General features: G+C 40.9%; 21 protein-coding genes. 8 read left to right on the forward strand and 13 right to left on the reverse strand.

Annotation, left to right across the window (positions count from 1 at the left end; genetic code table 11):
• Positions 1 to 6 precede the first annotated feature (6 nt).
• From BQ9859_RS01600 to BQ9859_RS01615, 4 genes are all read right to left on the reverse strand, one after another.
• Positions 7 to 2283, reverse strand: a complete 2277-nt coding sequence (locus tag BQ9859_RS01600; RefSeq protein ID WP_161941271.1) for a U32 family peptidase — start codon at positions 2281 to 2283, stop codon at positions 7 to 9.
• Between the two features lie 62 nt (positions 2284 to 2345).
• Positions 2346 to 3443: a transglutaminase domain-containing protein gene (locus BQ9859_RS01605; protein WP_161941272.1), complete on the reverse strand. Its 1098-nt coding sequence runs from the start codon at positions 3441 to 3443 to the stop codon at positions 2346 to 2348.
• 111 nt (positions 3444 to 3554) lie between these two features.
• Positions 3555 to 4415, reverse strand: coding sequence for a patatin-like phospholipase family protein (locus BQ9859_RS01610; RefSeq protein ID WP_075876563.1), 861 nt, complete (start codon positions 4413 to 4415; stop codon positions 3555 to 3557).
• Positions 4416 to 4484: 69 nt separating this feature from the next.
• Positions 4485 to 4730 carry a hypothetical protein gene (locus BQ9859_RS01615; RefSeq protein ID WP_075876465.1) on the reverse strand — a complete coding sequence of 82 codons (246 nt, stop codon included), beginning with the start codon at positions 4728 to 4730 and terminating at the stop codon, positions 4485 to 4487.
• 113 nt (positions 4731 to 4843) lie between these two features.
• Between BQ9859_RS01615 and BQ9859_RS01620 the strand changes: the two genes are divergently transcribed.
• Together BQ9859_RS01620 and BQ9859_RS01625 are read left to right on the forward strand one after the other, a co-directional pair.
• Positions 4844 to 5845 (forward strand): P1 family peptidase, encoded by a 1002-nt coding sequence (locus BQ9859_RS01620; RefSeq protein ID WP_075876565.1) that lies wholly within the window; start codon positions 4844 to 4846, stop codon positions 5843 to 5845.
• Positions 5846 to 5914: 69 nt separating this feature from the next.
• Positions 5915 to 7291, forward strand: a complete 1377-nt coding sequence (locus BQ9859_RS01625; RefSeq protein ID WP_075876467.1) for an MATE family efflux transporter — start codon at positions 5915 to 5917, stop codon at positions 7289 to 7291.
• A 4-nt stretch (positions 7292 to 7295) separates the two neighbouring features.
• Here BQ9859_RS01625 and BQ9859_RS01630 read toward each other — a convergent pair whose 3' ends face one another.
• On the reverse strand, positions 7296 to 7943 hold the full coding sequence (locus tag BQ9859_RS01630) for a transaldolase family protein (RefSeq protein ID WP_075876468.1): 648 nt from the start codon (positions 7941 to 7943) through the stop codon (positions 7296 to 7298).
• 161 nt (positions 7944 to 8104) lie between these two features.
• Here BQ9859_RS01630 and BQ9859_RS01635 point away from each other — a divergent pair, with 161 nt between their 5' ends.
• Both BQ9859_RS01635 and BQ9859_RS01640 read left to right on the forward strand, forming a co-directional pair.
• On the forward strand, positions 8105 to 9226 hold the full coding sequence (locus tag BQ9859_RS01635) for an iron-containing alcohol dehydrogenase (protein WP_075876469.1): 1122 nt from the start codon (positions 8105 to 8107) through the stop codon (positions 9224 to 9226).
• Positions 9219 to 10031, forward strand: coding sequence for a Cof-type HAD-IIB family hydrolase (locus tag BQ9859_RS01640; protein ID WP_075876471.1), 813 nt, complete (start codon positions 9219 to 9221; stop codon positions 10029 to 10031). Before BQ9859_RS01635 ends, BQ9859_RS01640 begins: the two co-directional genes overlap by 8 nt.
• Before the next feature lie 83 nt (positions 10032 to 10114).
• On the opposite strand, the gene BQ9859_RS01645 is transcribed toward BQ9859_RS01640, so the two are convergent.
• The 3 genes from BQ9859_RS01645 to BQ9859_RS01655 form a co-directional block, all read right to left on the reverse strand.
• Positions 10115 to 10630, reverse strand: coding sequence for a hypothetical protein (locus BQ9859_RS01645; RefSeq protein WP_075876473.1), 516 nt, complete (start codon positions 10628 to 10630; stop codon positions 10115 to 10117).
• Between the two features lie 50 nt (positions 10631 to 10680).
• A complete protein-coding gene (locus tag BQ9859_RS01650) occupies positions 10681 to 12282 on the reverse strand; it encodes a PTS transporter subunit EIIC (protein WP_075876475.1) in 1602 nt (533 codons plus the stop codon).
• A gap of 140 nt (positions 12283 to 12422) precedes the next feature.
• Positions 12423 to 13775, reverse strand: coding sequence for a Sapep family Mn(2+)-dependent dipeptidase (locus tag BQ9859_RS01655; RefSeq protein ID WP_075876477.1), 1353 nt, complete (start codon positions 13773 to 13775; stop codon positions 12423 to 12425).
• A 119-nt stretch (positions 13776 to 13894) separates the two neighbouring features.
• Here BQ9859_RS01655 and BQ9859_RS01660 point away from each other — a divergent pair, with 119 nt between their 5' ends.
• On the forward strand, positions 13895 to 15436 hold the full coding sequence (locus BQ9859_RS01660) for a BglG family transcription antiterminator (protein ID WP_235846368.1): 1542 nt from the start codon (positions 13895 to 13897) through the stop codon (positions 15434 to 15436).
• A gap of 9 nt (positions 15437 to 15445) precedes the next feature.
• Here the strand turns inward: BQ9859_RS01660 and BQ9859_RS01665 are convergent, their stop codons facing one another.
• Positions 15446 to 15928: a PTS sugar transporter subunit IIA gene (locus tag BQ9859_RS01665; protein WP_075876479.1), complete on the reverse strand. Its 483-nt coding sequence runs from the start codon at positions 15926 to 15928 to the stop codon at positions 15446 to 15448.
• A gap of 220 nt (positions 15929 to 16148) precedes the next feature.
• On the opposite strand from BQ9859_RS01665, the gene BQ9859_RS01670 reads away from it, so the two are divergent.
• Both BQ9859_RS01670 and BQ9859_RS01675 read left to right on the forward strand, forming a co-directional pair.
• Complete coding sequence (locus BQ9859_RS01670) at positions 16149 to 16865, forward strand: ribulose-phosphate 3-epimerase (RefSeq protein WP_075876480.1); 717 nt, start codon at positions 16149 to 16151, stop codon at positions 16863 to 16865.
• 39 nt (positions 16866 to 16904) lie between these two features.
• Complete coding sequence (locus BQ9859_RS01675; RefSeq protein WP_075876482.1) at positions 16905 to 17516, forward strand: YitT family protein; 612 nt, start codon at positions 16905 to 16907, stop codon at positions 17514 to 17516.
• A gap of 51 nt (positions 17517 to 17567) precedes the next feature.
• On the opposite strand, the gene BQ9859_RS01680 is transcribed toward BQ9859_RS01675, so the two are convergent.
• Positions 17568 to 18350, reverse strand: coding sequence for an SDR family NAD(P)-dependent oxidoreductase (locus BQ9859_RS01680; protein ID WP_083662598.1), 783 nt, complete (start codon positions 18348 to 18350; stop codon positions 17568 to 17570).
• Between the two features lie 252 nt (positions 18351 to 18602).
• Here BQ9859_RS01680 and BQ9859_RS01685 point away from each other — a divergent pair, with 252 nt between their 5' ends.
• Positions 18603 to 19859 (forward strand): IS110 family RNA-guided transposase, encoded by a 1257-nt coding sequence (locus BQ9859_RS01685; RefSeq protein ID WP_075876486.1) that lies wholly within the window; start codon positions 18603 to 18605, stop codon positions 19857 to 19859.
• 28 nt (positions 19860 to 19887) lie between these two features.
• Here BQ9859_RS01685 and BQ9859_RS01690 read toward each other — a convergent pair whose 3' ends face one another.
• The 3 genes from BQ9859_RS01690 to BQ9859_RS01700 are packed head-to-tail and all read right to left on the reverse strand — an operon-like array spanning position 19888 to position 21442.
• A complete protein-coding gene (locus BQ9859_RS01690) occupies positions 19888 to 20628 on the reverse strand; it encodes an MFS transporter (RefSeq protein ID WP_083662599.1) in 741 nt (246 codons plus the stop codon).
• Positions 20629 to 20655: 27 nt separating this feature from the next.
• Complete coding sequence (locus tag BQ9859_RS01695; RefSeq protein ID WP_075876490.1) at positions 20656 to 21060, reverse strand: MFS transporter; 405 nt, start codon at positions 21058 to 21060, stop codon at positions 20656 to 20658.
• Positions 21044 to 21442: a pyridoxamine 5'-phosphate oxidase family protein gene (locus BQ9859_RS01700; protein WP_075876491.1), complete on the reverse strand. Its 399-nt coding sequence runs from the start codon at positions 21440 to 21442 to the stop codon at positions 21044 to 21046. The genes BQ9859_RS01695 and BQ9859_RS01700 overlap by 17 nt, the downstream gene beginning before the upstream one ends.
• Positions 21443 to 21476 lie beyond the last annotated feature (34 nt).

The raw sequence follows: 21476 nt of genomic DNA on the forward strand, positions 1-21476 counted from the left end.
TTTCTTTCATTGATCCATCTGTTCCTGCGTTCTTTGCAGGATCTTTTTTGTCTCTTCTTTCGATTCGATCGTAAAGCGAAGATAGAAAGAAGAGATTCCAAGTGCCTGATATTGTTTCATTTGCTCAATATGATCATCAGGACAAGTATGCAGGATACGCATATTGCAACATTCATCGTTATGGAAAGGAAAGATCCTTCCCTTTTCATCTTTAAGGTAATAGGTATGTTTCCTGCATAAAGAACATCCTTGTTTGCGGCCATCTTTGCAATAGGTATTGATCAAACAAGTCCTAGAAGTCATCAAGTCACGATAGCCATAAATCATGAGCGCCAAATCCGGAAGGCATTTTCCTTCTTTTGCAAAAGAAGCACATAATTGTTGAATGCTTTCCATGTCATGTTCTAAAGATAAAACGATCGTCTGGACGCCTTGTGCACTGGCAAAGGCAGCTGCAGCTTTATTTGTAATGTTCAATGTTGCATCCACGATCTGCCGCCCCATGGACAATGCTCCATTCTCTCCGCCCATACAGGCTTCCTGCTTTCCTTTTACGATATTTCCTTCATGAAAAGCAATTGTTTCTCCTTTTTCATATAGAGCATTATACAATTGTCTGCTTGTTGTCAACACGTTGGCAATGCCCGCTTCTTTACATGCCTGATACTGTTCCAGCGACTGTACACAGGCAAACAGCTTTAAAGGATCGGTTGCAGGATGCCAACTACGTTCATAGTGAGCAAAACGGCGCTCTGGATGCCGGTGTTCCCTTTTCGACAACAGCTGTGCGACTGCTGTTCGGCGTACTTGCTTGATTTGTCCAACGCTCATAAAGCATTGCCCGCTGATCGTACACTGAAACGTATCCAGCTGAAATGGCGTATCTCCTAATTGTGCAAATGCTGTTTGAAAAGCTTCTTCTTTCATCGGGGCATTTTTGGCTTGCTGTACTGCTTGTTCACTTTGTACTTCTACATGGAATCCTTCTTCATCTGTTATTTGACAAGATAACGGTTTTCCTGCTTCCACCTGCACTTGCACCGTCACTTTCACATGACGCGCATCCGCATATGTTTGACGGATCCGATTTTGCAATTCTGCATTTGTCGTCTTTCTCACTTGTGCCCCTTTGCAAGCTTCGATCTTATGATCGATCTCAACAGTTTCTCCTGCGTGGGCAGCCGCAACCAGTTTTCCATTATGATATAAACGATTAACGATGCATCCTTCATCTTCCGCTTTGCCTATGATGCGGATGCCGTCGCCTTGATGCAAATTCTCTGTTAACTGGATCTTGATCCGCTGTTTACTGACCGATACTACTTTTCCCAGCAGGATTCCCTGATGATTCGGCCGAAACGGGTTCATCATCGCTGTTCCAGGTGCATGAAAAGCATATCCATCTGTAAAGCCGCGGCTGAACAACTGCCGCAAATCATCTGTTTCTTGCTTGCTTATCGAGAAATGATGATGGGATGCCCATGCATCGATTGCCTTGCGATACATAGAGACGACCTGAGCCACATATTCCGGTTTTTTCATCCTTCCTTCAATCTTCAATGATCGAATACCGCTATCTAACAAACTTGGCAGTTCCTGCAGTGTAAACAGATCTTTTGGACTTAACAAATAATTTCCTTTTGTTTCGATACGCCGATCTCCATTTTGTCCTTTCTCCCACAGCGAATAGCGCATTCGGCAAGGTTGTGCACATTCTCCGCGATTACCGGATCTACCCAAAAGCGTAGAGCTCATCAAACACTGTCCCGAATAACAAAGACAAAGAGCCCCATGTACAAAGGCTTCAATATCCACATCGTATTTTGTCATCGCTGCAATTTCTTCTATCGTACTTTCACGGGGAACGACGACACGGGAAATACCCAGTTTTTTTGCTGTTTCCACGCCTTGTGCGTTGTGGATATGCATTTGTGTAGAAGCATGCAATTCGAGATCCGGCATTTCTTGATGTATTCGATCACAGAGACCGATATCCTGGATCAGCAATGCATCCACATCATGTGTATAAAGAAACCGGGCATATTGTACAGCTTCTTCCATCTCATCATCATAAATCAATGTATTCATCGTCACATAGACTTTCACGCCATAACGATGTGCATATCGAATAGCTTCCTGTATCTGCTGACGGTCAAAATTTGAGGCAAACGCACGTGCACCGAACATTTCGCCGCCCAGATACACCGCATCGCAGCCGGCCTGTATGGCAGCTTGCAAAGAATCCATACCACCAGCAGGCGCTAATAATTCCACCTGTTTCATCATTTCCCCTCCATTCTTAAAGATGATATCATAAGAAGGTTTGATTCACAAATGAAACCTTCTTATGATATAGGTTCATAATAAAATTCCAAAGATCCCAATGCCTCTATAGCAGCATAGCCCAATGTATCGACATAGATTCCATTTTGTGCAAGCAGCTGAAAAATACGGTTATCTTTTAATAATTCCGCTTTTAATCTTTCACTGCCGTATGCTTCTGTACGAAGCTCCAAAACACCGTCTCCCTGTCGTTTCATTTCATCGATTGCTAGCTGCAGCACTTGTTCATCGTAGCTTTCCAGATAAAGATGACGGCTTTGAAAATAGCTTTGCGTCGGATCTTTGGTTTGTGGGACAAGATCGGTAGGAGCATACATCATACTGGCTTCTTGCGTGGATAATTTAAAAAACTGATAACAGGTGTGAGGACCATAATCAACGATATCTCCGCTTGTCACATCCACATAAAACCAATCATCCTGTAAAGAGATCAAATTCCACGCATGTCCTTCGCTGGTATCAAGACTGGTTTCACCTTCGTCGATCCATTCTCCGCTGATTGTTGTACAAGGAATACCTGCCTTCTGCATCAAATACTGATAGGCTTTCGCATACCCCGCACAAACGCTTTCTCCTTGTAAGAAGACGCTGTCCATCTGCTGATCATGTTCATTTTTCTGATATGCCGTATGTTCGATGAGATATCGGTATATGTAGGCAGCAACCTCCTCTTCATCTGCCTGCGATGAAATTTGATCAAGTATATCTGTACATTGTTCATCGATTGTTGCCAGTCGTTCCTTATATGTTTTTTCATCGTAATCATATGTAGGATAAAATGCAACTGAGTGATCTGCATATAGTTCATAATGATATTGTGTATTGACATAGAACAGCTCTGGATGATCTTCTAATATACACCGAAAGGTCGTTAATAATTGTTCTTCTGTTGCATCCGACAGCACGATTTTTGATTCAAAAGAACAAATTCCTGTATACATCGTTTCATAAAGCGATTTCATTTCTTCATCTAATTGTGCATAGTGAAAATTCCATTCTTTAGGAACAAATTCTGTTTTTTGTTCTGCTTGTTGTTCCTGCTGCTGTACAGGCATGCAGCCGCAAAGAAAAAGCAAAAGTAAGAAAACAAGCTTTTTCATCGGATCACCTCTCTTTATTATATTCGCCAAATGAACAAAAAAGATGCCAAAATATTCCATTACGTTATAAAACACCTCTATAAACCAGATTCGTTTATAGAGGTGTTTTTCCTACTGTGCAAGAAATGAATGCAAAGAGCGATAAGCAAATTCCATATCTTCTCTGCCATCTTGATAAAGTGCAGTCAGTTTTTCTACATCCTTTTCAATCCGTGAAACACTGACCGGTTTTTTTGGCTGGATCACAAATACTTTTCCTTCCTTTTCTAGCTGCTCGATCTCATCTAATTTTTCGTTATAGCGAAGCGGTGCAGTCACCAAACGATCGATCATTCCCGGTGCATTTTTAAAATGATGACGATAAAATTTTTGCAAAGGTTCCGGAACGCTGCTTTTACGATAGCCTTTATGCCGTGTCAATACCAATACCAAGCGGTCTGCATGAAATGGCAGATCTTCAAACAAAGGAATCGCACATGCCACGCCGCCGTCTACATAATATTGACCATCAATTTCTACTGGAGAACATAAGATGGGGATACTGCTGCTAGCACGGCATACATTTAAAAAATCATCCTGCTGCCGCTTTTCGATAAATTCGATCTTTCCTGTTGCACAGTTTGTGACGCCTGCCCAGAATTGAATATCTGAGCGTTGAAAGGCATCAAAATCAAACGGGATCAATTCATTAAAGATGTCTTGAAAAACAAAATCAAAGTTAAAAAAGCTTTTTTCTTTTGCCAGATGGGACATTCCCATATAACGGGAATCGCGTACATAATTCAGATTAAGTTCGGCGGCTTTTCCAATTTGATTGGATACATAGTACAATCCATTTAAAGAGCCTGCAGAGATCCCGACCACATGATCGATCTTCAAATGATGCAACATCATCACATCCAGTACTCCGCTCGTATAAACGCCTCTTAAAGCTCCGCCTTCTAAAATTAATGCGGTTGTCTTTTCTGCCATATACATGCTCCCTTCCAAATTTTCTTTCTTCTAATCATACGCAAGGAGCTGTTAAAATGCAAGAACGTTTTATACCGGTCTGCAGTTTCCTAAAAAATGAATGCACTCTTTGGCATCCATGATCCGACGGCGTTCTTCTCCTTCAAATGCAAATAAAACATCTTGGGTCGGCGAACAACAATTCTGATCATATAAGATTTCTATCGTTCCTATGATGCCATGATAATACAGATCTTCCCCTGTATAACATAAACGCTGTTTTTCTAATTGTTTGCAAAGCACAATGGCCTGTTGTACATATTGTTCCTGATCCACTGTATCACCTCTATGCAGATTATAGCATGCCTGTTTTTACCCTTCTATTTTTTTGCTTATTTTCAGATATGCACTTTTCTGCTATGCTGAAAGAAAAGAAATGGAGCATACAAATGAAAAAAGGAAAACAGAATACAATTTGTGATATTGCAGGGATCCGTGTAGGGCATAAGACCTGCAGTCACGAAAACATCCAGACCGGTGTCAGCATCCTCATACCCAGGGAGGATATCTTTATGCACAAATGTCCCGCAGCCGTGCATGTGATCAATGGATATGGCAAAACAACAGGTTTGCTGCAAATCGAAGAACTTGGTACATTAGAAAGTCCGATTGCACTGACCAATACGCTCAGTGTAGGAATCGTGCAGCAAGCCTTGGTAAAATACATGTTGAAACAAAATAAAGAAATCGGACTTTCTGCCGGGACGATCAATGTTGTTGTAGGCGAATGCAACGATAGTTACTTAAATGATATTCGTGCTTGTGCTGTATGCGAACAGGATGTCTATGATGCCATACAGAATGCATCTGCAGATTTTGCACTTGGCAGCGCAGGAGCCGGAAGAGGAATGAGCTGCTTTGAAATGAAAGGCGGTATCGGCTCTTCCTCACGTATTGTTTCCATTGGCAGACAAAACTATACGATTGGTGCATTGGTTTTGACAAACTTCGGCAGAAAGCAAGATTTTTCCTTCTCATCTTATGATTTTTCCACTTTTACGGATTCATCAGTCGAACAAGGATCGATCATCATCCTTTTGGCCACGGATATTCCTCTCTCTTCCAGACAATTAAAAAGGCTTTGTAAACGCATGCCGATTGCGTTGGCAAAAACCGGTTCCTGGATGGGAAACGGCAGCGGGGATATCGTTATTGCTTTTTCTACCGGTGTGGATATACCGCATTTTGATGCTGCTCCTTTTCAAGAGCGAACGATCTTAAATGAGTCTTACATCGATCTCGTCTTTCGTGCCGGTATCGAAGCCTGTGAAGAAGCTATCTACTCCTCCTTGTTACAGGCACAGACAACCATAGGCAGAGATGGACATATTCGTTACAGTTTGCAGGATACATTGAAAAAAATGCAGAAAACAACTGATCAGAAAAGATAACCGGTATCTCTTGATTCTAAACTGAACACATGATACAGTTTTTTCATCGCGGATAAAGGGGGAGATGCAATGAGCAAGTATATCAATTTGTTAGAGGGGCCGATCCTGCCATCCTTAGGAGCATTGGCAATCCCGATCATGGCTGCCAGTCTGATTCAAATGGCATATAATCTCACAGATATGATCTGGATCGGACGCATTGGCGCAGATGCTGTTGCTGCTGTAGGAGCTGCCGGCATGTTCATGTGGTTTTCTAACGGATTAGCTACTTTGGCCAAAATGGGATCGCAAATTAAAGTGGCGCATGCATTAGGTGATCATGATACAGCAACAGCTAGTCAATATGCACACGGCGCAATGATCCTTGCCATTTTATTTGCTTGTTGTTTTTCCTTGTTTTGTCTGTTCTTTTCTTCTGCAATGATCAGTTTCTTTCAACTGCATTCGCCGCAAGTGATCCAAGATGCGCATAATTACCTGCTCATCACCTGTGGTCTGGTGATTTTTTCTTTTCTCAATCAGATCTTTACTGGTATCTTCACTGCCATGGGCAACAGCAGGACCACCTTTACGGCCACTGCTATCGGTTTGGTACTCAATATTGTTTTAGATCCATTGTTTATCTTCGGATTTGGCCCCCTTCCCGCTCTAGGAGTGACCGGAGCTGCGATCGCCACTATTCTTGCACAGGCAATTGTTACATTGCTATTCTTATACGCAGCTAAAAAAGACAGCGTATTATTTCCTTTCATCCATTTATTTTCAAAGCCGGAATCTGACGCAATCAAAGATATTCTGCGTTTAGGTTTACCGACTGCACTGCAAAGTATGTTATTTTCCTGTATTTCCATGGTCATTGCCCGCATGATCACTTCCTGGGGCGACGGGGCAATTGCAGTACAAAAAGTCGGATCTCAGATCGAATCGATCTCCTGGATGAGTGCAGAAGGATATGGCGCAGCTTTGAATTCCTTTATTGCTCAAAACTATGGTGCCAATAATCCGAAACGAATTGAACAAGGGTTTTATGTTTCTTTAAAAGTAATGCTGCTATGGGGTGCATTTACTTCCTTATTACTGTTGGTTTTCCCGGGAATGATCTTTCAGATCTTCATCAGTGAAAAAGACTTGCTGCCCCTTGGGATAGATTACCTCCGCATCTTGGGATTATCGCAGGCCTTTATGTGTCTGGAATATGTTGCGGCCAGTTCTTTCAATGGCCTAGGCCATACCCTGCCGCCTTCCATCGTCAGCATTACCCTGACTGCTTCCCGTATTCCCCTTGCCTATGTCCTGTCAATGTTTCTTGGCCTCAATGGTGTATGGTGGGCATTAACAATCACCTCTTTTGCAAAAGGGACCAGTTTGCTTCTCTGGTATCTTCATAAGAAAAAAGAACCTAATTTCCTGCTTAAGAAAAAAGATCCTTCTCTTTTGGTAAAATAAGATATTATTTGTGATTCATCTCATTTTCCTGATAATCTTTTTGAAACGTAAAAGCACCGCTTTCTGTCAGCGGATGCTGCAGTGAACGCATATAGAGTGCATATGGAACTGCTGCATAAGCGATAGGACAACGTGCTAATTTTTCTAATTGATACAGATTTTTGATTGAAGCAGCTACTACTTTTGCATGATACTTTCTATGATCGATGATCTCCTGTAAAGCAGCAATCGCCTCCATGCCATCCCATCCCTGTTCTTCATTTCTTCCGATGAAGAAAAATAAATAGTCACAACCAGCCTGGATGGCAGCGATCCCCTGTGTTACTGTAAATAACAAAGTCATTGCCGTCTGCACACCTTTTTCATGCAAATAGGAAGCCAAACGCAATCCATCTTTTGAAAAATTGATCTTGATGACAGTTTGCGGATAGATCTTTAATAACTGCTCAGCTTGTTCCAGCATCTCTTCATACGTTCCGATCACTTCTCCGCTTAAAAAAGCAGGTTTCTTCTGGCTCCATTCTCTTACAAAGTCTTGTACGCCGATGTGTTCCTTTCGATACATTGTCGTATTGGCTGTAATGCCCTTGATGCCATATTGCAGCACTTCCTGGATTTCTTGTTTATTTGCACTATCAATAAAATATTGCATAAATGAACCTCCTTTCTTTTAGTATAACAAAAGCATCCTTTTGCAAATGTCCGGCAACATCGATTTTTTTCCTTAACATTGCGGTAGAAAATACGTACAGTCCGTACCTTTTTATCCACTTTCTATGTTTATAATGAATAATAGTAAAGGAGGATTCTCTTATGTTTCAATATTATCAACCTACACGCATACATTTTGGAGCAGGTTCTTTAGATCAATTACCAGAAATCTGCAAACGATACGGCAATCGCTGTTTTATGGTCACCACCCCGGATGAGCCATTGCAGCCTTTATATACGCGTATCAAAGAAAGTTTGACAAATGCAGGCATTTCAGTCATTCATTTTGATGAAGTAATGCCAAATCCCGATGCGCAGATGGTAGAACGCGGTTTTGCCCGTTTGCAAAAAGACCCGTGTGATTTTGTTTTAGCGGTTGGCGGCGGCAGTTCCATCGATACAGCAAAATCGATTGCATTTTGCAATGGTCTAGAACAAATTGACTGGGACCATATCTTTTCTGCCTATGGTTCCCCTTTTGAGGTATATCCCTCTTACAGCAGACAGCACCTGCCGATCATCAGTGTGCCTACAACTTCCGGCACCGGATCACAAGTCACACAGGCCGCTGTCATTACGCGCGGAAAAGAAAAAATTACATTCTATCATACAGATAACTTTTCAAAGGAATGCATCTTAGATCCCGAGCTGATGCTGACATTACCAAAGCGAATGAGCGCAGCTACCGGATTTGATGCTTTTACCCATGCATTTGAAGCCTATATCAATCCACGTGCATCCCATTACAGCAAAATGGATGCATTGGAAGCAATGCGTCTGGTCGTAGAAAATTTGCCAAAGGTGATGGAAGATCCAAAAGAGCTGCATTACCGTGAAGCAATGAGCTTAGCCGATACACTTGCCGGACGTGCTTTAGCAAATTCTGGCGCGGATGCACCACACCCGTTATCAGAGATCATCGGCGGTATCGTACATATGACGCACGGAGAAGCTCTGGCAGTTGTATTTCCACCGTTTATCCAACACAATTTGGAGAAAAAGAAGGCGGTATTTACTGAAATAGCAAACGCTATCTTCCATAGTGAAGATCTGCTCCAGCCTTTTACATCTTTTATGGAAAGCATCTCTTTGAATAAGAAATTGAAAGACTTTGGTATTACACCAGAACAATTTGCAGAAATCAAAGCAAGTCCGATCCTCGATCATTTACCTTTTGGCACCCGTGAAGAATTAGAAGCCATCTTACAGGATGCTTATGAATAACATTCATCTTCTTGCAACAGACATCGATGGTACTTTGATGCAGGCGGATGGTTCGATCGCTGCTGCCAATATAGAAGCTATCCGGCGCTGTCTAAAAAAGGGCGTCTTCGTCTATTTAGTGACGGGACGCCCTTATAGCTTTGCGCGGATGATTGCCGACCGCATCCATCCGGATGTACAAGTAGTGGCTGCAAATGGGGGTATTTATGAATGCAATGGTACCTGCATCGAACAGCCAATCGATCCTTCAGCGATAGCATTTCTTGTTACGCGGGCAGAGAACTGCGGTGTATCTCTATTTCTAAAAGGAAAGCATGATTATTATGCAAATGTTCCGTATGATCCTCGTTTTCTGTACGATGATCTGAATCCATTCTTTCGCAAAGACCTGCAGGTTCGCTCCTTTCCAGATCTTTCTGCTCAGCAGTTAATAGAACAAGCGCATGATATATTAAAAATATTGACCTTTCATGAAGACGGTGCTGTCATGCAGAAATACCGCCGGCTCATCGAAAATGCCGATCTTGTCACAGTGACGGATTATCGTCCGATCAGCTTTGACATCACTGCCAAAGGTGTAGATAAAGGAAGCACCTTGCAAACCATCTGCCAAATGCTTCATCTCAGCAAAGATCAAGTGATTGCTTGCGGGGATGCCAATAATGATCAAGCGATGTTTGCCTGTGCTGGCTGGCGAGTCGCCATGAGCAATGCTTCTTCCGCTATACAAGAAATGTGTGACGCTGTCGTAGATAACCAAGATGGTGCAGGTGTTGCACGTGCGATCCAGCAATGTGGAATCTAAAAAAACCGAAGGCTGATTACCTTCGGTTTTCTTTTGTCATGGCACTTTTCTTGCCAGATCTGCAATTATACAAAGCTACTCTCTCAACCTCGAATCGCAAAGAATAAAGCAAAGACGAGAGCCACAAACAACACCATTACGACCACTGTAGTAATTAAAACCGACAGTTGCCCATCTTTTTTGATTTCCTGAAGAGACCCTTTTAAAGAGAACGGCTTCCAACGGAAATATTTTACTAAAGACATGATCATTAAGATCGTAGATACAAAATTAAATAATAAGAATTGACAAACAGCTAATACGATCAGATTGATACGAATACTTTCAATATGCTCAAATGACTGAATATCTTCATTGAAATGCTTTAAGATCCACCATGCATACAGATTTGCGGTACAGATCATAAAGCCCGTGATCACCACAGGATTTCCGCTGATCAATTCCTCATATGTTTGGCTATATGCGCTTGACATGCCGACTACATAAATCAAAAATAATACGATGATCAAGATACAAGCATATTGTGCATACTTTAGATAGCGATAATTCTTTACCTGCTTCAATTTATTCTTTCGCCGAATCATCTCTTTTTTCTTCATATCGATCCTCCTGTAATAAAAAGGCAGAGCTCTACACTCTGCCTGTATCTTTAGTCAATGTGTAGAATATCCTTAACTGCAGTAGTAATGTTAACGACACGTACACCATAGATGACCTGAATTGAATTCTTTCCTCTGACAACTCCAAGAGCTTCCAAGAAATTCTTCCATGCTTCGTCTGGAGCAACCAATGCATCATCTTTTACTGTTACACGCAAGCGGCTGGCACAACAAGTGACAGTTTCAATGTTATCTGCACCACCTAATGCTTCAATGATGCGAACTTCCAATGAATCTGCTGGTGTACCGTTTGCTTCTGCATCTTTGATTGCATTGTATTCTTTCTTGCTCATCAATTTGATCTCATCATTATCGTCACCACGGCCAGGTGTCTTCAGATCAAATTTGATGATGCAGAATTTAAATACGAAGTAATAAACAACAAATGTCAATGGTAATAAATAGATCAAGCTCATTGCATGTACTTTATGCGGCTGGAATAAGTTTGGAATCATAAACAGCAAAGCATTTCCATTGATTGAAATCTGTGTAATTTCAGCAACCACATAGCACAAACCACAAAGAGGAGCATATACCAACCAGTAAAGTGCTGGAGCTACGAACAAGAATGTATACTCAATTGGTTCTGAAATTCCAACCATTGCCAAAGTGAATACAGCTGGGATCAACAATGCAGCAACTTTCTTGCGATTTTCCGGTTTTGCACAGCGATACATGGCAAATGCAGCACCTGGAAGACCTGTCAGCTGGAATAATACACGTCCAGTCGTAAAGTTTCTTGTGATATAACCAGTTGCATCTGCACTAGCTGCTTGTCCATTGATGATATTCTTAACACCTTCATAAACAACGCCATCAATCGTCATCGTTCCACCAACCGAAGTATATTCAATTGGGAAAGCAATCAAGTGGTGAATACCAAATGGCAGCAACATCTTGTCTAATGTACCGAACACGAATGTTCCCACTAAACCGCTCGTGTTGATAAATGCCGTAATGCCTTGCAATACAGCTCCTATGTACGGCCATACATAGTATACCACGATTGCCAACGGAACGGAAACCAACGTTACCATCATAATAACAAATTTTGTACCTGCAAAGAACGCGAACATCGCCGGCAGTTTTGTATCCACAAAACGATTATGCAGTGCTGCTGTGACTAATCCGGCAATGATACCTGAGAAGATACCCATATTATATGCGTAGATGCCTAAGCAGCTTGACCACAATGCATTGAAGTTCATCGCAGCTTGCTCAGTGTAGCCATTTGCCATCAATGCCTCCACTGTTGTCGTTTCAGCTGTCCAGCCTTCCAATGCTGCCCAGCCTTCAATTCCTCTCATAAAACAGAAATACATGATCATACCGGCGAAAGCGGCCCAGCCTTTTTCTTTCTTAGCTAATGTGAATGCGATCGCCACTGCAAAGAACAGCTGTAAGTTGTTCATAAAGAAGAATCCTAAATTTGAGATCATCGTGAACAAATTATACAGAATATTTCCTTGTGGCAGGATATAATTCGTAAATGCACTACCAATACCTACGAAGAAACCTACCAAGACAAGCAGAATGATCGGAACCATCATTGCCCCGGCAAATGTTTGAAGTTTTGCCTGAATGTTTTTCATTGCTTGTTCCTCCTTTTTTCTACTTTCAGTTTATCAGACAATGTCAAAAGAAAATGTGATAATAAGTTAAATCATTTCTCTATTATTGTGGTAATTTTTGACAAATTGTTAACGATTTCATTGAGCTTGTAAATTTTTCTTTATTTTTCGACTGCTAATTCGTATAAACTCTCATAATAGATTTCGAAAGCTTTCAGCAAAGAATCAATCTTCTGGCACTCATTTTCCATATGTACATGCGTATCTTCTCCATCAAAAGTAGCTCCAAAAGCCACTCCATGATCTAACATGCGGGCATACGATGCTCCTCCTTTTGTAAATACCTCTGCCTTTTCATGCATGACTTTTTGATACGCTTTCTGCAATGCCTGGATCAGTGGACTGTCTTCCTCCACATACAGCAGTCTTTTCTCACGGATGATCTCTGCCTGCGCATGATATCGTTTAGCCAAAGCCGTGATCTGCTGCCACAATTGTTCCTTTGTCGTGCTTTTGACATAACGAACATCGACACAGACTTCGATTCCTTCAAAGCAATCATTGATCGACATTACACAGACTGAATTTCTTCCCATTGCGGCATCTTCGGATGCCAGATGACTCTTTTCACCATAAAAATCATCTTCGAAACACTCCTTCAGCATCCAGATCATCGATTCCAGTCCTTTTGGCAGTTGTTTGCTATCATCTATATCTTTTAGGAAAGAAAAAACAGCATTCTCCCCGCGCTGGGGATTTCTAGACAATGCTTTCTTGCCTTGATAATGCAAATAGAAACCTTGTTTTCTTTCCTCTTTTTGTTTTGCATTTGGATAATTGCCGCAGGAGGCAGGTAATATGACTTGCAGATCGTCACACACATAATTGGTACGTTGCGAACAATGAAAACGGACCCCTTCAACTGCAGGAAAAATAAAACGAAACTGCAAGATTCCTTTCTCTCCATTGACGATCGGAAAATTTCCATCTGGAGAAAAGCCGCAGATTGGCTGCTGATTCTTTTTAAAATAATGCTGCATGCACTCCCAAGTGGTCTCTTCTGCTCCCCCAGCAATGATCCGTATCGGATATTTTAAGGAAAGCCCTTGTTTTTTTATTAAATAAGCCGCATACAAAGCAGCTAATAAAGGTCCTTTATCATCATTTACGCCTCTTCCATACAACATGTTTCCTTCTCTTTTCATTGTGAACGGATCACTTTTCCACCCACTCTGTCCTCTGGCTTCCACCACATCAAGATGTCCTAAAACACCGACATACTCCTCTCCTTCACCGATTTGGGCATCAACTGCATACCCTTCATCATCATGTACAGTAAATCCTAATCTTTCTGCTATGGACAAAAAGATATCGAATGCTTTCCGTACTTCTTTCCCAAAAGGAGCATTTTCACTTTTACTAGTTTCATCCATCACACTGGGAACAGCGACCAGCGCTGCAAGATCAGATAAAAGCTCTTCTTTCATTTGTATGATTTCTTCTTGTATATTCATCGTATCTACTTCCTTTCCAATATACTATATTTTGATGGACCGCCCGGCTTTTTCATCCTGACGAAACTTGACAGATTTTCTTTTGAAACGCATAATGCATATATAAAGGGGGGATGTGTGTGATCAACAAACGCGTACTAAAAATTGTAGAAGTCTTGCTGGAACAAGAGTCATACATTACGATCGATAAAATAAGTGAACAGCTGTCTGTCTCCAATAAGACCATCCGTAATGATCTCTTGTTAGTAGATGAATGGTTAACAGATAATCAGCTGCACTTAATAAAGAAAACGGGTATTGGCGTATGTATCGAAGGTTCTCACAGTCAAAAACTCCGCATTCTTGAAAATGTTCGTAAAAAGAATACCTCTGTGGTCGAACATTCTCCTGCCGCCCGACAGACTTTTATCGGCATGCAACTGGCATCTTATGACAACTGTCGCATCTATGAATTAAGTGAACAGCTCTATGTCAGCCGAGCAACCATCCATAAGGATTTATTATCTCTTTCTAAAAACATGGAATTATTCGGTATCCAGTTGCACCGCAAAAACAACAACGGGATCAGTATCGAAGGAAAAGAGAAGAATATACGCAATTTTTTATTAAAACTGATGTTGGAAGATAATGGTTACCAACTTTTCATCGACATCGTACAGAATGCCTCTTATCACTGCACCGGTGCTTTGGTCTTTGCCGGATTAGAAGCAACCGATGATGAAATAAAAGATTTTGTTCATTGCATCCTGCGCGCACACAACTCTTATATCAAAGCATTGGATTTTCATTCCATCATCATTATCTTGCTGCGAATTTATGCTGCTTACTTAAGAATACAAGAGCATCATATCATCACTTTGTCTGATGAATTTATCCAGGAATTAAACAGTGAACCATTTTTTAAAGAAGCGCAGGAAATTACAGACCGCTTGGCGAATCATTACCGCATACAGATCCCAACGGTGGAAACACATTATTTACAACTGTATTTTCTATCGATGCAAGGTCCACAATTGACCAATGAGAAAGATCAAAAAGAGGCTCGGGAATTATGTGACCAGTTATTGACCTCCTGGAGCGAACAATTGGGTGTTCCATTCATGAAAGATGAAGAATTAAAGAAGTCTATTTATGCACATCTTTGTCCTTCCATCACTCGTTTTCGTCATAACATTCCAAATGAAAATCCCTTGATGCCCGAGATCCACGACCTCTATAAACATACGCTGGCTGTTGTAAAAAACAGTATCCACTGTATTGAAGAGCGCTTCCACTGCACCGTCAGTGACGATGAGATCAGCTATCTTGCCTTGCATCTTGCAGCTTCATTGGAAAGACTGAAAAAACCGTTGCGCACCATCCTGGTCACTCATGAAGGAACAGCTGCAGCTGCAATCTTAAAACAAAAACTGATCCATCAGATCAATGAAATCGACATTGTGGATCAGGAAAGTTTCCTGTCCATCCATCATTGTGATATGACAGATATCGATCTGATCATATCTACCATTGAGATCTCCTTAAAAACAGATATTCCTATTTTATTGATCAACCCGCTCTTACACAACTATGATATTCTTCGTCTGAAAGATGCAGTGAAAGAGTACTATAATCAGAAAAATGATCCAATAAGACGGAAAACGGCACTATCTCAGCAATAGTGCCTTCATTTAATGGGTATAAGTTGCGGAAATAGTGCTGCCTGCTTTCATTGTCTTATCCTGCGCCAATTCAAATGACTTATAGGCATCAGCTTTTGTAAAGATAACGATCACTGAAAGATCATAACCTTTTCCTTCCAAATATGCGCGGTCGATCTTTACCAGATCATCGCCGGCATGTACTTTTTGTCCTTTTTTACAAAGGCAGGTAAACCCTTGTCCATTCTCATTTACCGTATCGATTCCGATATGGATCAATATTTCCATTCCATCCGCAAGCGTCAAGCCAACGGCATGTCCGCTTGGAAATACCATCGTTACTTCTCCGTCTGCACATGCACAGATCGTATCTCCAGTTGAAACGATCGCATATCCATCTCCCATCATCTTTTGAGAAAAAACTGGATCTTTTACTTCTTCGATTGGAATCAATGTCCCGTCAACAACTGCAACCAGTTCTTTAGGTGCCGATTTTTTCTTAAAGCCAAACATGATACTGCCTCCTTTATTAACTTTTACAATCCTATTATATATCACTTATCTTATGTAAGCGTATGATAATATTTTACTTCATTGCCATTATCTTATGGCAATTCTTCTATTAATGTTGATAAATTGCCTTATCATTAGGTAATGTGTTTCTTTCGCTGGCTATTGCACAGGCTGATTCGCAAAGCGTACAATGAAGACGTAAAGAAGGAGGAAACAGATAATGAAACATATTAAAATTGCCGCTGGTCTGGCTCACGTAAATTATGGAAGAATCGCTGATTTAGTCAAAGAAGTAAGTGATGCGGGTGCAGATTACATACATTCAGATGCTGCTGATATGCATGACTTGCAAAATATGAAATTAATGGGCGGTCATCAGATCATCGCCGGTATTCGTCCGGAAACAGACAAACCAATTGAATGTCATATTTATACAGTAAGCATGGATGAAATGTTTATTCAACAGATTTATGAAGCTGGAGCAAACATGCTGATCATTCCTGCTGAACATTTCATCGGCGCACAATTAGCATATATCATCAACTGGTGCCGTGAGCGTAAGTTAAAAGTCGGCTTGACTCTTGGATGTTACACACCGCTTTGCTTTGTAGATGAAAGCATCTACGATATCGATCGTCTGCACATAGTGACACATGGTGTAGATGAAACAGATGGAAAAGATAACTGGGGCTGGAGAAAGAGCGCAATCGATCTGGTACAGCGCGCACGAAAAATGATCGATGAAAAAAATCCAAAATGCGAACTGGCAATCGATGGCGGTTTACGAGCAGATAATATGGAAAAATTAATTGAATGCAATCCGGATGTCATCGTATTATCCTCCGCTATCTTCAAAGATCCAGATGGACCTGCTGCTGGCGTTCGTCGTTGCCGCAAAGCAATTGATGAAGCAGCCGCAAAATTCAATCTTGAATAAAAAAGAACTCATTGAGTTCTTTTTATAAAGGTTTTTTGTATGAAAACAATCATAAAAGATTATTTTTGGATCACGGTCGCTGCGATCATGACTGCTGTTGCTGTAAACTTTTTCTTTTCTTCCACAGGATTAGCACCTGGAGGCATCACAGGCTTATCCATCGTCTGTTCGTCTATCTTGCATGTTGAAGTCAGTACGATGTCTTTATGTATTTCCATTCCTTTGTTGATCTTATCCACTATCGTATTAGGAAAAAGTTTCGGAATCAAGACACTCTATATTACTTTAACATCGCCTTTATTCATGAAGATCATACCGACGATCGCCGTCACTGCTCCTTTGCAGCAAATCCATCCGATAGTTGAACTGATCGTGGCAGGGGCCATTGGCGGTATATTGGTTGGCGGTGCAATCGGTATTGCCTTAAATCATGATTGTGCAACCGGTGGAACCGATGTCATTGCTTTATTGATCCAGCATGTTTTCCAATTTCTGAAACTTAGCGTGATTTTATTTGTACTCGACGGCTCCGTTGTCATCGCTTCCGGGATCATCACCAACAGTATCTTTATTTCCATCTTTAGTTTTCTATCTTTGATGGTGATCATACAGACGATTCGCATCGTTACTGAAAGAAAATGGACAGCATAAAATTTATTTCTATAAAAAACAATACAGAATGATGTCTGTATTGTTTTTTTTTTATTGACCGACGCTGTTAGCCCCTCCATCGATTACCAGTGCCTGTCCGGTGATCATTCTTGCCTCATCGCTTGCCAAGAAATAAACTGCATTTACAATGTCTTGGGGCTCAGACAAAGAACGCAATGGAATATTATCAAATGAAGATTGATCAAAGTTCATTTTCTTCATCGCTTCTGTCAACACACCGCCAGGTACGACTGCATTGACACGTACTTTATATTTCCCCCATTCACAAGCTAACTGCTGCGTTAATGAAATGATAGCTGCTTTGCTTGCACCGTAATGCGGAGATGCCATAGAACCCATGAAACCGCGGATCGCTGCCGCACTGGCAAAGTTCACGATTGCCCCGCCGTTTTCTTTCATGCATCCTTCTACCATTGCTTTTGCTAAGAAGAAAGTACCTCTTGCATTGATGTTGAACATCAGATCCCAAGAATCCGGTGTAATATGGAAGCTGTCTTCATTACGCATCAAACCAGCAACTTGAATCAAGGCATCTACTTTTCCATAATCGGCAATAATTTTTTTTGTTGTCGCTTGAATTTCTTCAATATTTGTCAAATTACAAGCATATGTTGCGTAATCTGTCGTATTTCCAATTTCTTTTAAACGTTCGCTGGCAAGATCCAAGATGATGACCTTTGCCCCTCTTTTTTTAAATGTCTCTGCACAAGTATAGCCAATACCTCCAGCACCGCCGCTGATCACTACAATTTTATCTTTCATTTTTTCCTCCATTTCCCCGCGCCTAAGGTCGCGCGGACACAAATATTTCATCAATAAATCTCACACGTCTCATTTTTTCGTGTTACCATATAAGAGAGGTGGTACACTACAGAGCACGTGGAGGTGAGTAGGAATTCTACTCAATTGAATATCCTGTATTTTTATAAGTTGCCGTCATCATATCAAGCACAAATAAGTAGGACTTTGAGCCTGGACACTTATGATTGTTCAATCAACTGTTGTCGATTCGCTTTGATGACAGTCAATGCCACCTCTCCTTTTGTATGAAAGGAGCTTTTTTATATGGCAATGAAAATCGTTCGTTTCAACTGCTGTGGCATGGATGTTCACAAAGATCTGGTCGTCGCTACTATTGGTATCACCGATAGACAGTCGAACATCACAGAATATTTCCAACAATCTTTTTCCACTTTAAACTCGGACCTATATCGTTTAAAGGATTGGCTGAATTCTTATCACTGTTGTGATGTCTGCATGGAATCTACCGGTAAATACTGGATCCCTATCTTCAACATTCTTGAAGGTGAGATCAATGTCCATTTAACTCATCCCAAGTATGTCAAAGCCATCAAAGGCAAAAAAACTGATAAGAAAGATTCCAAATGGATCTGTGATCTCTTCAAACATGATCTGATCAAATTCTCGTTTATCCCTCCAAAAGAAATCCGAGAACTGCGTGAGATCGCCCGTTACCGATACAAGCTGGTCTGCATGCGTTCTTCAGAACGGAATCGTTATCAGAACTGTATGACCGTTTCCAATATCGGATTAGCTTCTGTTGTCTCCGATCCTTTTGGCAAGACAGCTTCCAATATCATGAAAGAAGTCATGAAGCCAAACGTGATTGATGATGACAAGATCTTAAAACTCATTCACAAAAATTGTAAGAACAAAGATAAGATACTAGACTCCCTTCACGGCTATCACATCGAAGCGGATCAACGATTCAAGATGGAAAAATCATTGAATCATATGGAGTACTTGGATCAACTCATCAATTCATGTGAAGCAGAATTGGTCAAGCGGGCTTATCCTTTACGCGAATCTTTCCAGCATATCACACAAATAAAAGGAATTAGTTCCTTATCGGCCATTCTGATCATCTCTGAAATAGGAATCGATATGTCTCAGTTTGAATCCGACAAACAACTTGTCAGTTGGGCTGGACTTTCTCCTGCCAACAACGAAAGTGCCGGCAAGAAAAAGTCAGTTCGTATCTCCAAAGCTGGACAATATCTCAAACCACTGCTTGTCCAATGTGCTTTATCGACCATCAAAGATAAGACATCTTATTTTGGAAGAAAGTATTCCAATATCAAGAAACGACGTGGTCACAAGAAAGCCATCATTGCGATCGCACGCATGATGTTGGTCAGTATCTATCACATGATCCTAACAGGCGAAGTATTTCAACCAACGGATTATGAATCCTTCATGAATCCACGATCCGATACCAAACAATCACTAACAGTTGAAGAAGCATTAAACTTTTTGAAACAATCCGGCATTGATATATCTTCTATTCAAATCAACTTATAAATTTTTTCGATATTTTTACTACTTATTTTTAAGTCGGCTTTTTTTTTACAGTTTTATTCACACTTCGTCCTCCTACTATATTTAAAACGATCATGATCACAAAGATCAAAATGCAAAGCAAACAAGCAAGGTACAATCTCTGTGTCGTAAGTGTTTGATTCAATGCACCGCAAATGACTGTAAATCCTGGAGCAATCAATGTTCCTACATTACTGGCCGACATGGCAAGGGCTGTTGCCAATGATACCGATTCTTTCTTTTCATTTAAGGAAATCAGCAGCATGCATTTTGGCATGACCAAACTGATACTGCTGCCTGCAATGAAGCAGAACAGGTAAAAAACAGACAATGCTGTTGCAATTGCCATACCGAATAAACCAATTGCCAGCAGAAGAAAACCGATCGCAATACAATACGTTTGCAGATACTGATGTAATTTGCCAAAGCACATTGCACACAGTGTACCGCCTAACAGGAATAATGTTGAACCGGTTCCCGCTAAACTTGGATCAGAAAATCCTTTTTCTGCCAATGAAAGCGCAATGCTGGTTGGTCCAATATAGAAAAACACCATGAACAAGATGATCAAAAGACATAAGTGCAGACTATAACCGCAGTCTTTGATCGAACCGCCTTGTTGCTGATCGACCTTTCTATCATCTAGCCAAAAATGCGTTGCAAGCAAGCCAGGCAGTGCAATAAAATAAACAATATAATTGCTTTGCCAGCTGATCAAAGCAAGCAATCCGCCGACAAACGTCATGATCATGCTTCCTAAATTGGAAGCGGCAGTTTGTCAGCCCATGATCTTTTGACGTTCATTTGCTGCAAAATAATCGGAAATCAAGGATATTGCGAACGAAGCGCATAACCCGGTTCCACTTCCCAATAAACCAGCTCCTACAAATAATAAAAGCAATGAATTATAACAGAAATAAGAAAGGACCCCGGCACAGCAAACGAGAAACAAACCCGCTTCAATCAATTTCTTTTTGCTGAAATAACGCAATAAATATGCGGATATCATCGTAAATATAATGATGAACAAACTAGGAAATGTCATCAACAACTGAACCAGCGAAGTCGGCACAGTTGGAAAATGATTCTGAATATTGACCAAGATTGCAGAAATACCATTGGTAGACATCTGCACAAAAGAAATGAGAAGAATACAAATGATAATTTTAGTCTTTTTGTTCATATACACACTGTGCGTTGTTAAACTGACAACGATACGCTTTCACTTCATCTAATCGCAAAGCAACCAGGTTCTCCATTTGCTGCGCATAATTCTTTTTCACAAAAGGATCTCCCTCCATGATCTGCTCTTTGATCTTCTCATCATCAACTTCTGTTACCTTTGCTTCTACACGATACCAAGTCCCTTTATCAAAGGCGCAGATTTCCACATAAGGATTTTGTTGGATCTGCGCATAGAAACGTTTTTTTCTTCCTGTATTGATAAAGAAAGCACCCTGCAGGATCATTAAATTTCCAAAAGGTCGAACACGCGGTTTTCCATCTTCGATGGTCGCAATATAAAATAATCCGGTTTTCTTAAAAAAAGCTGCAATTTCTTCCATATTTCCTCCTTTTATTAGTTCGTTTTACGAACTA

This window comes from Merdibacter massiliensis (assembly GCF_900155395.1).
Taxonomy (GTDB): domain Bacteria; phylum Bacillota_I; class Bacilli_A; order Erysipelotrichales; family Erysipelotrichaceae; genus Merdibacter; species Merdibacter massiliensis.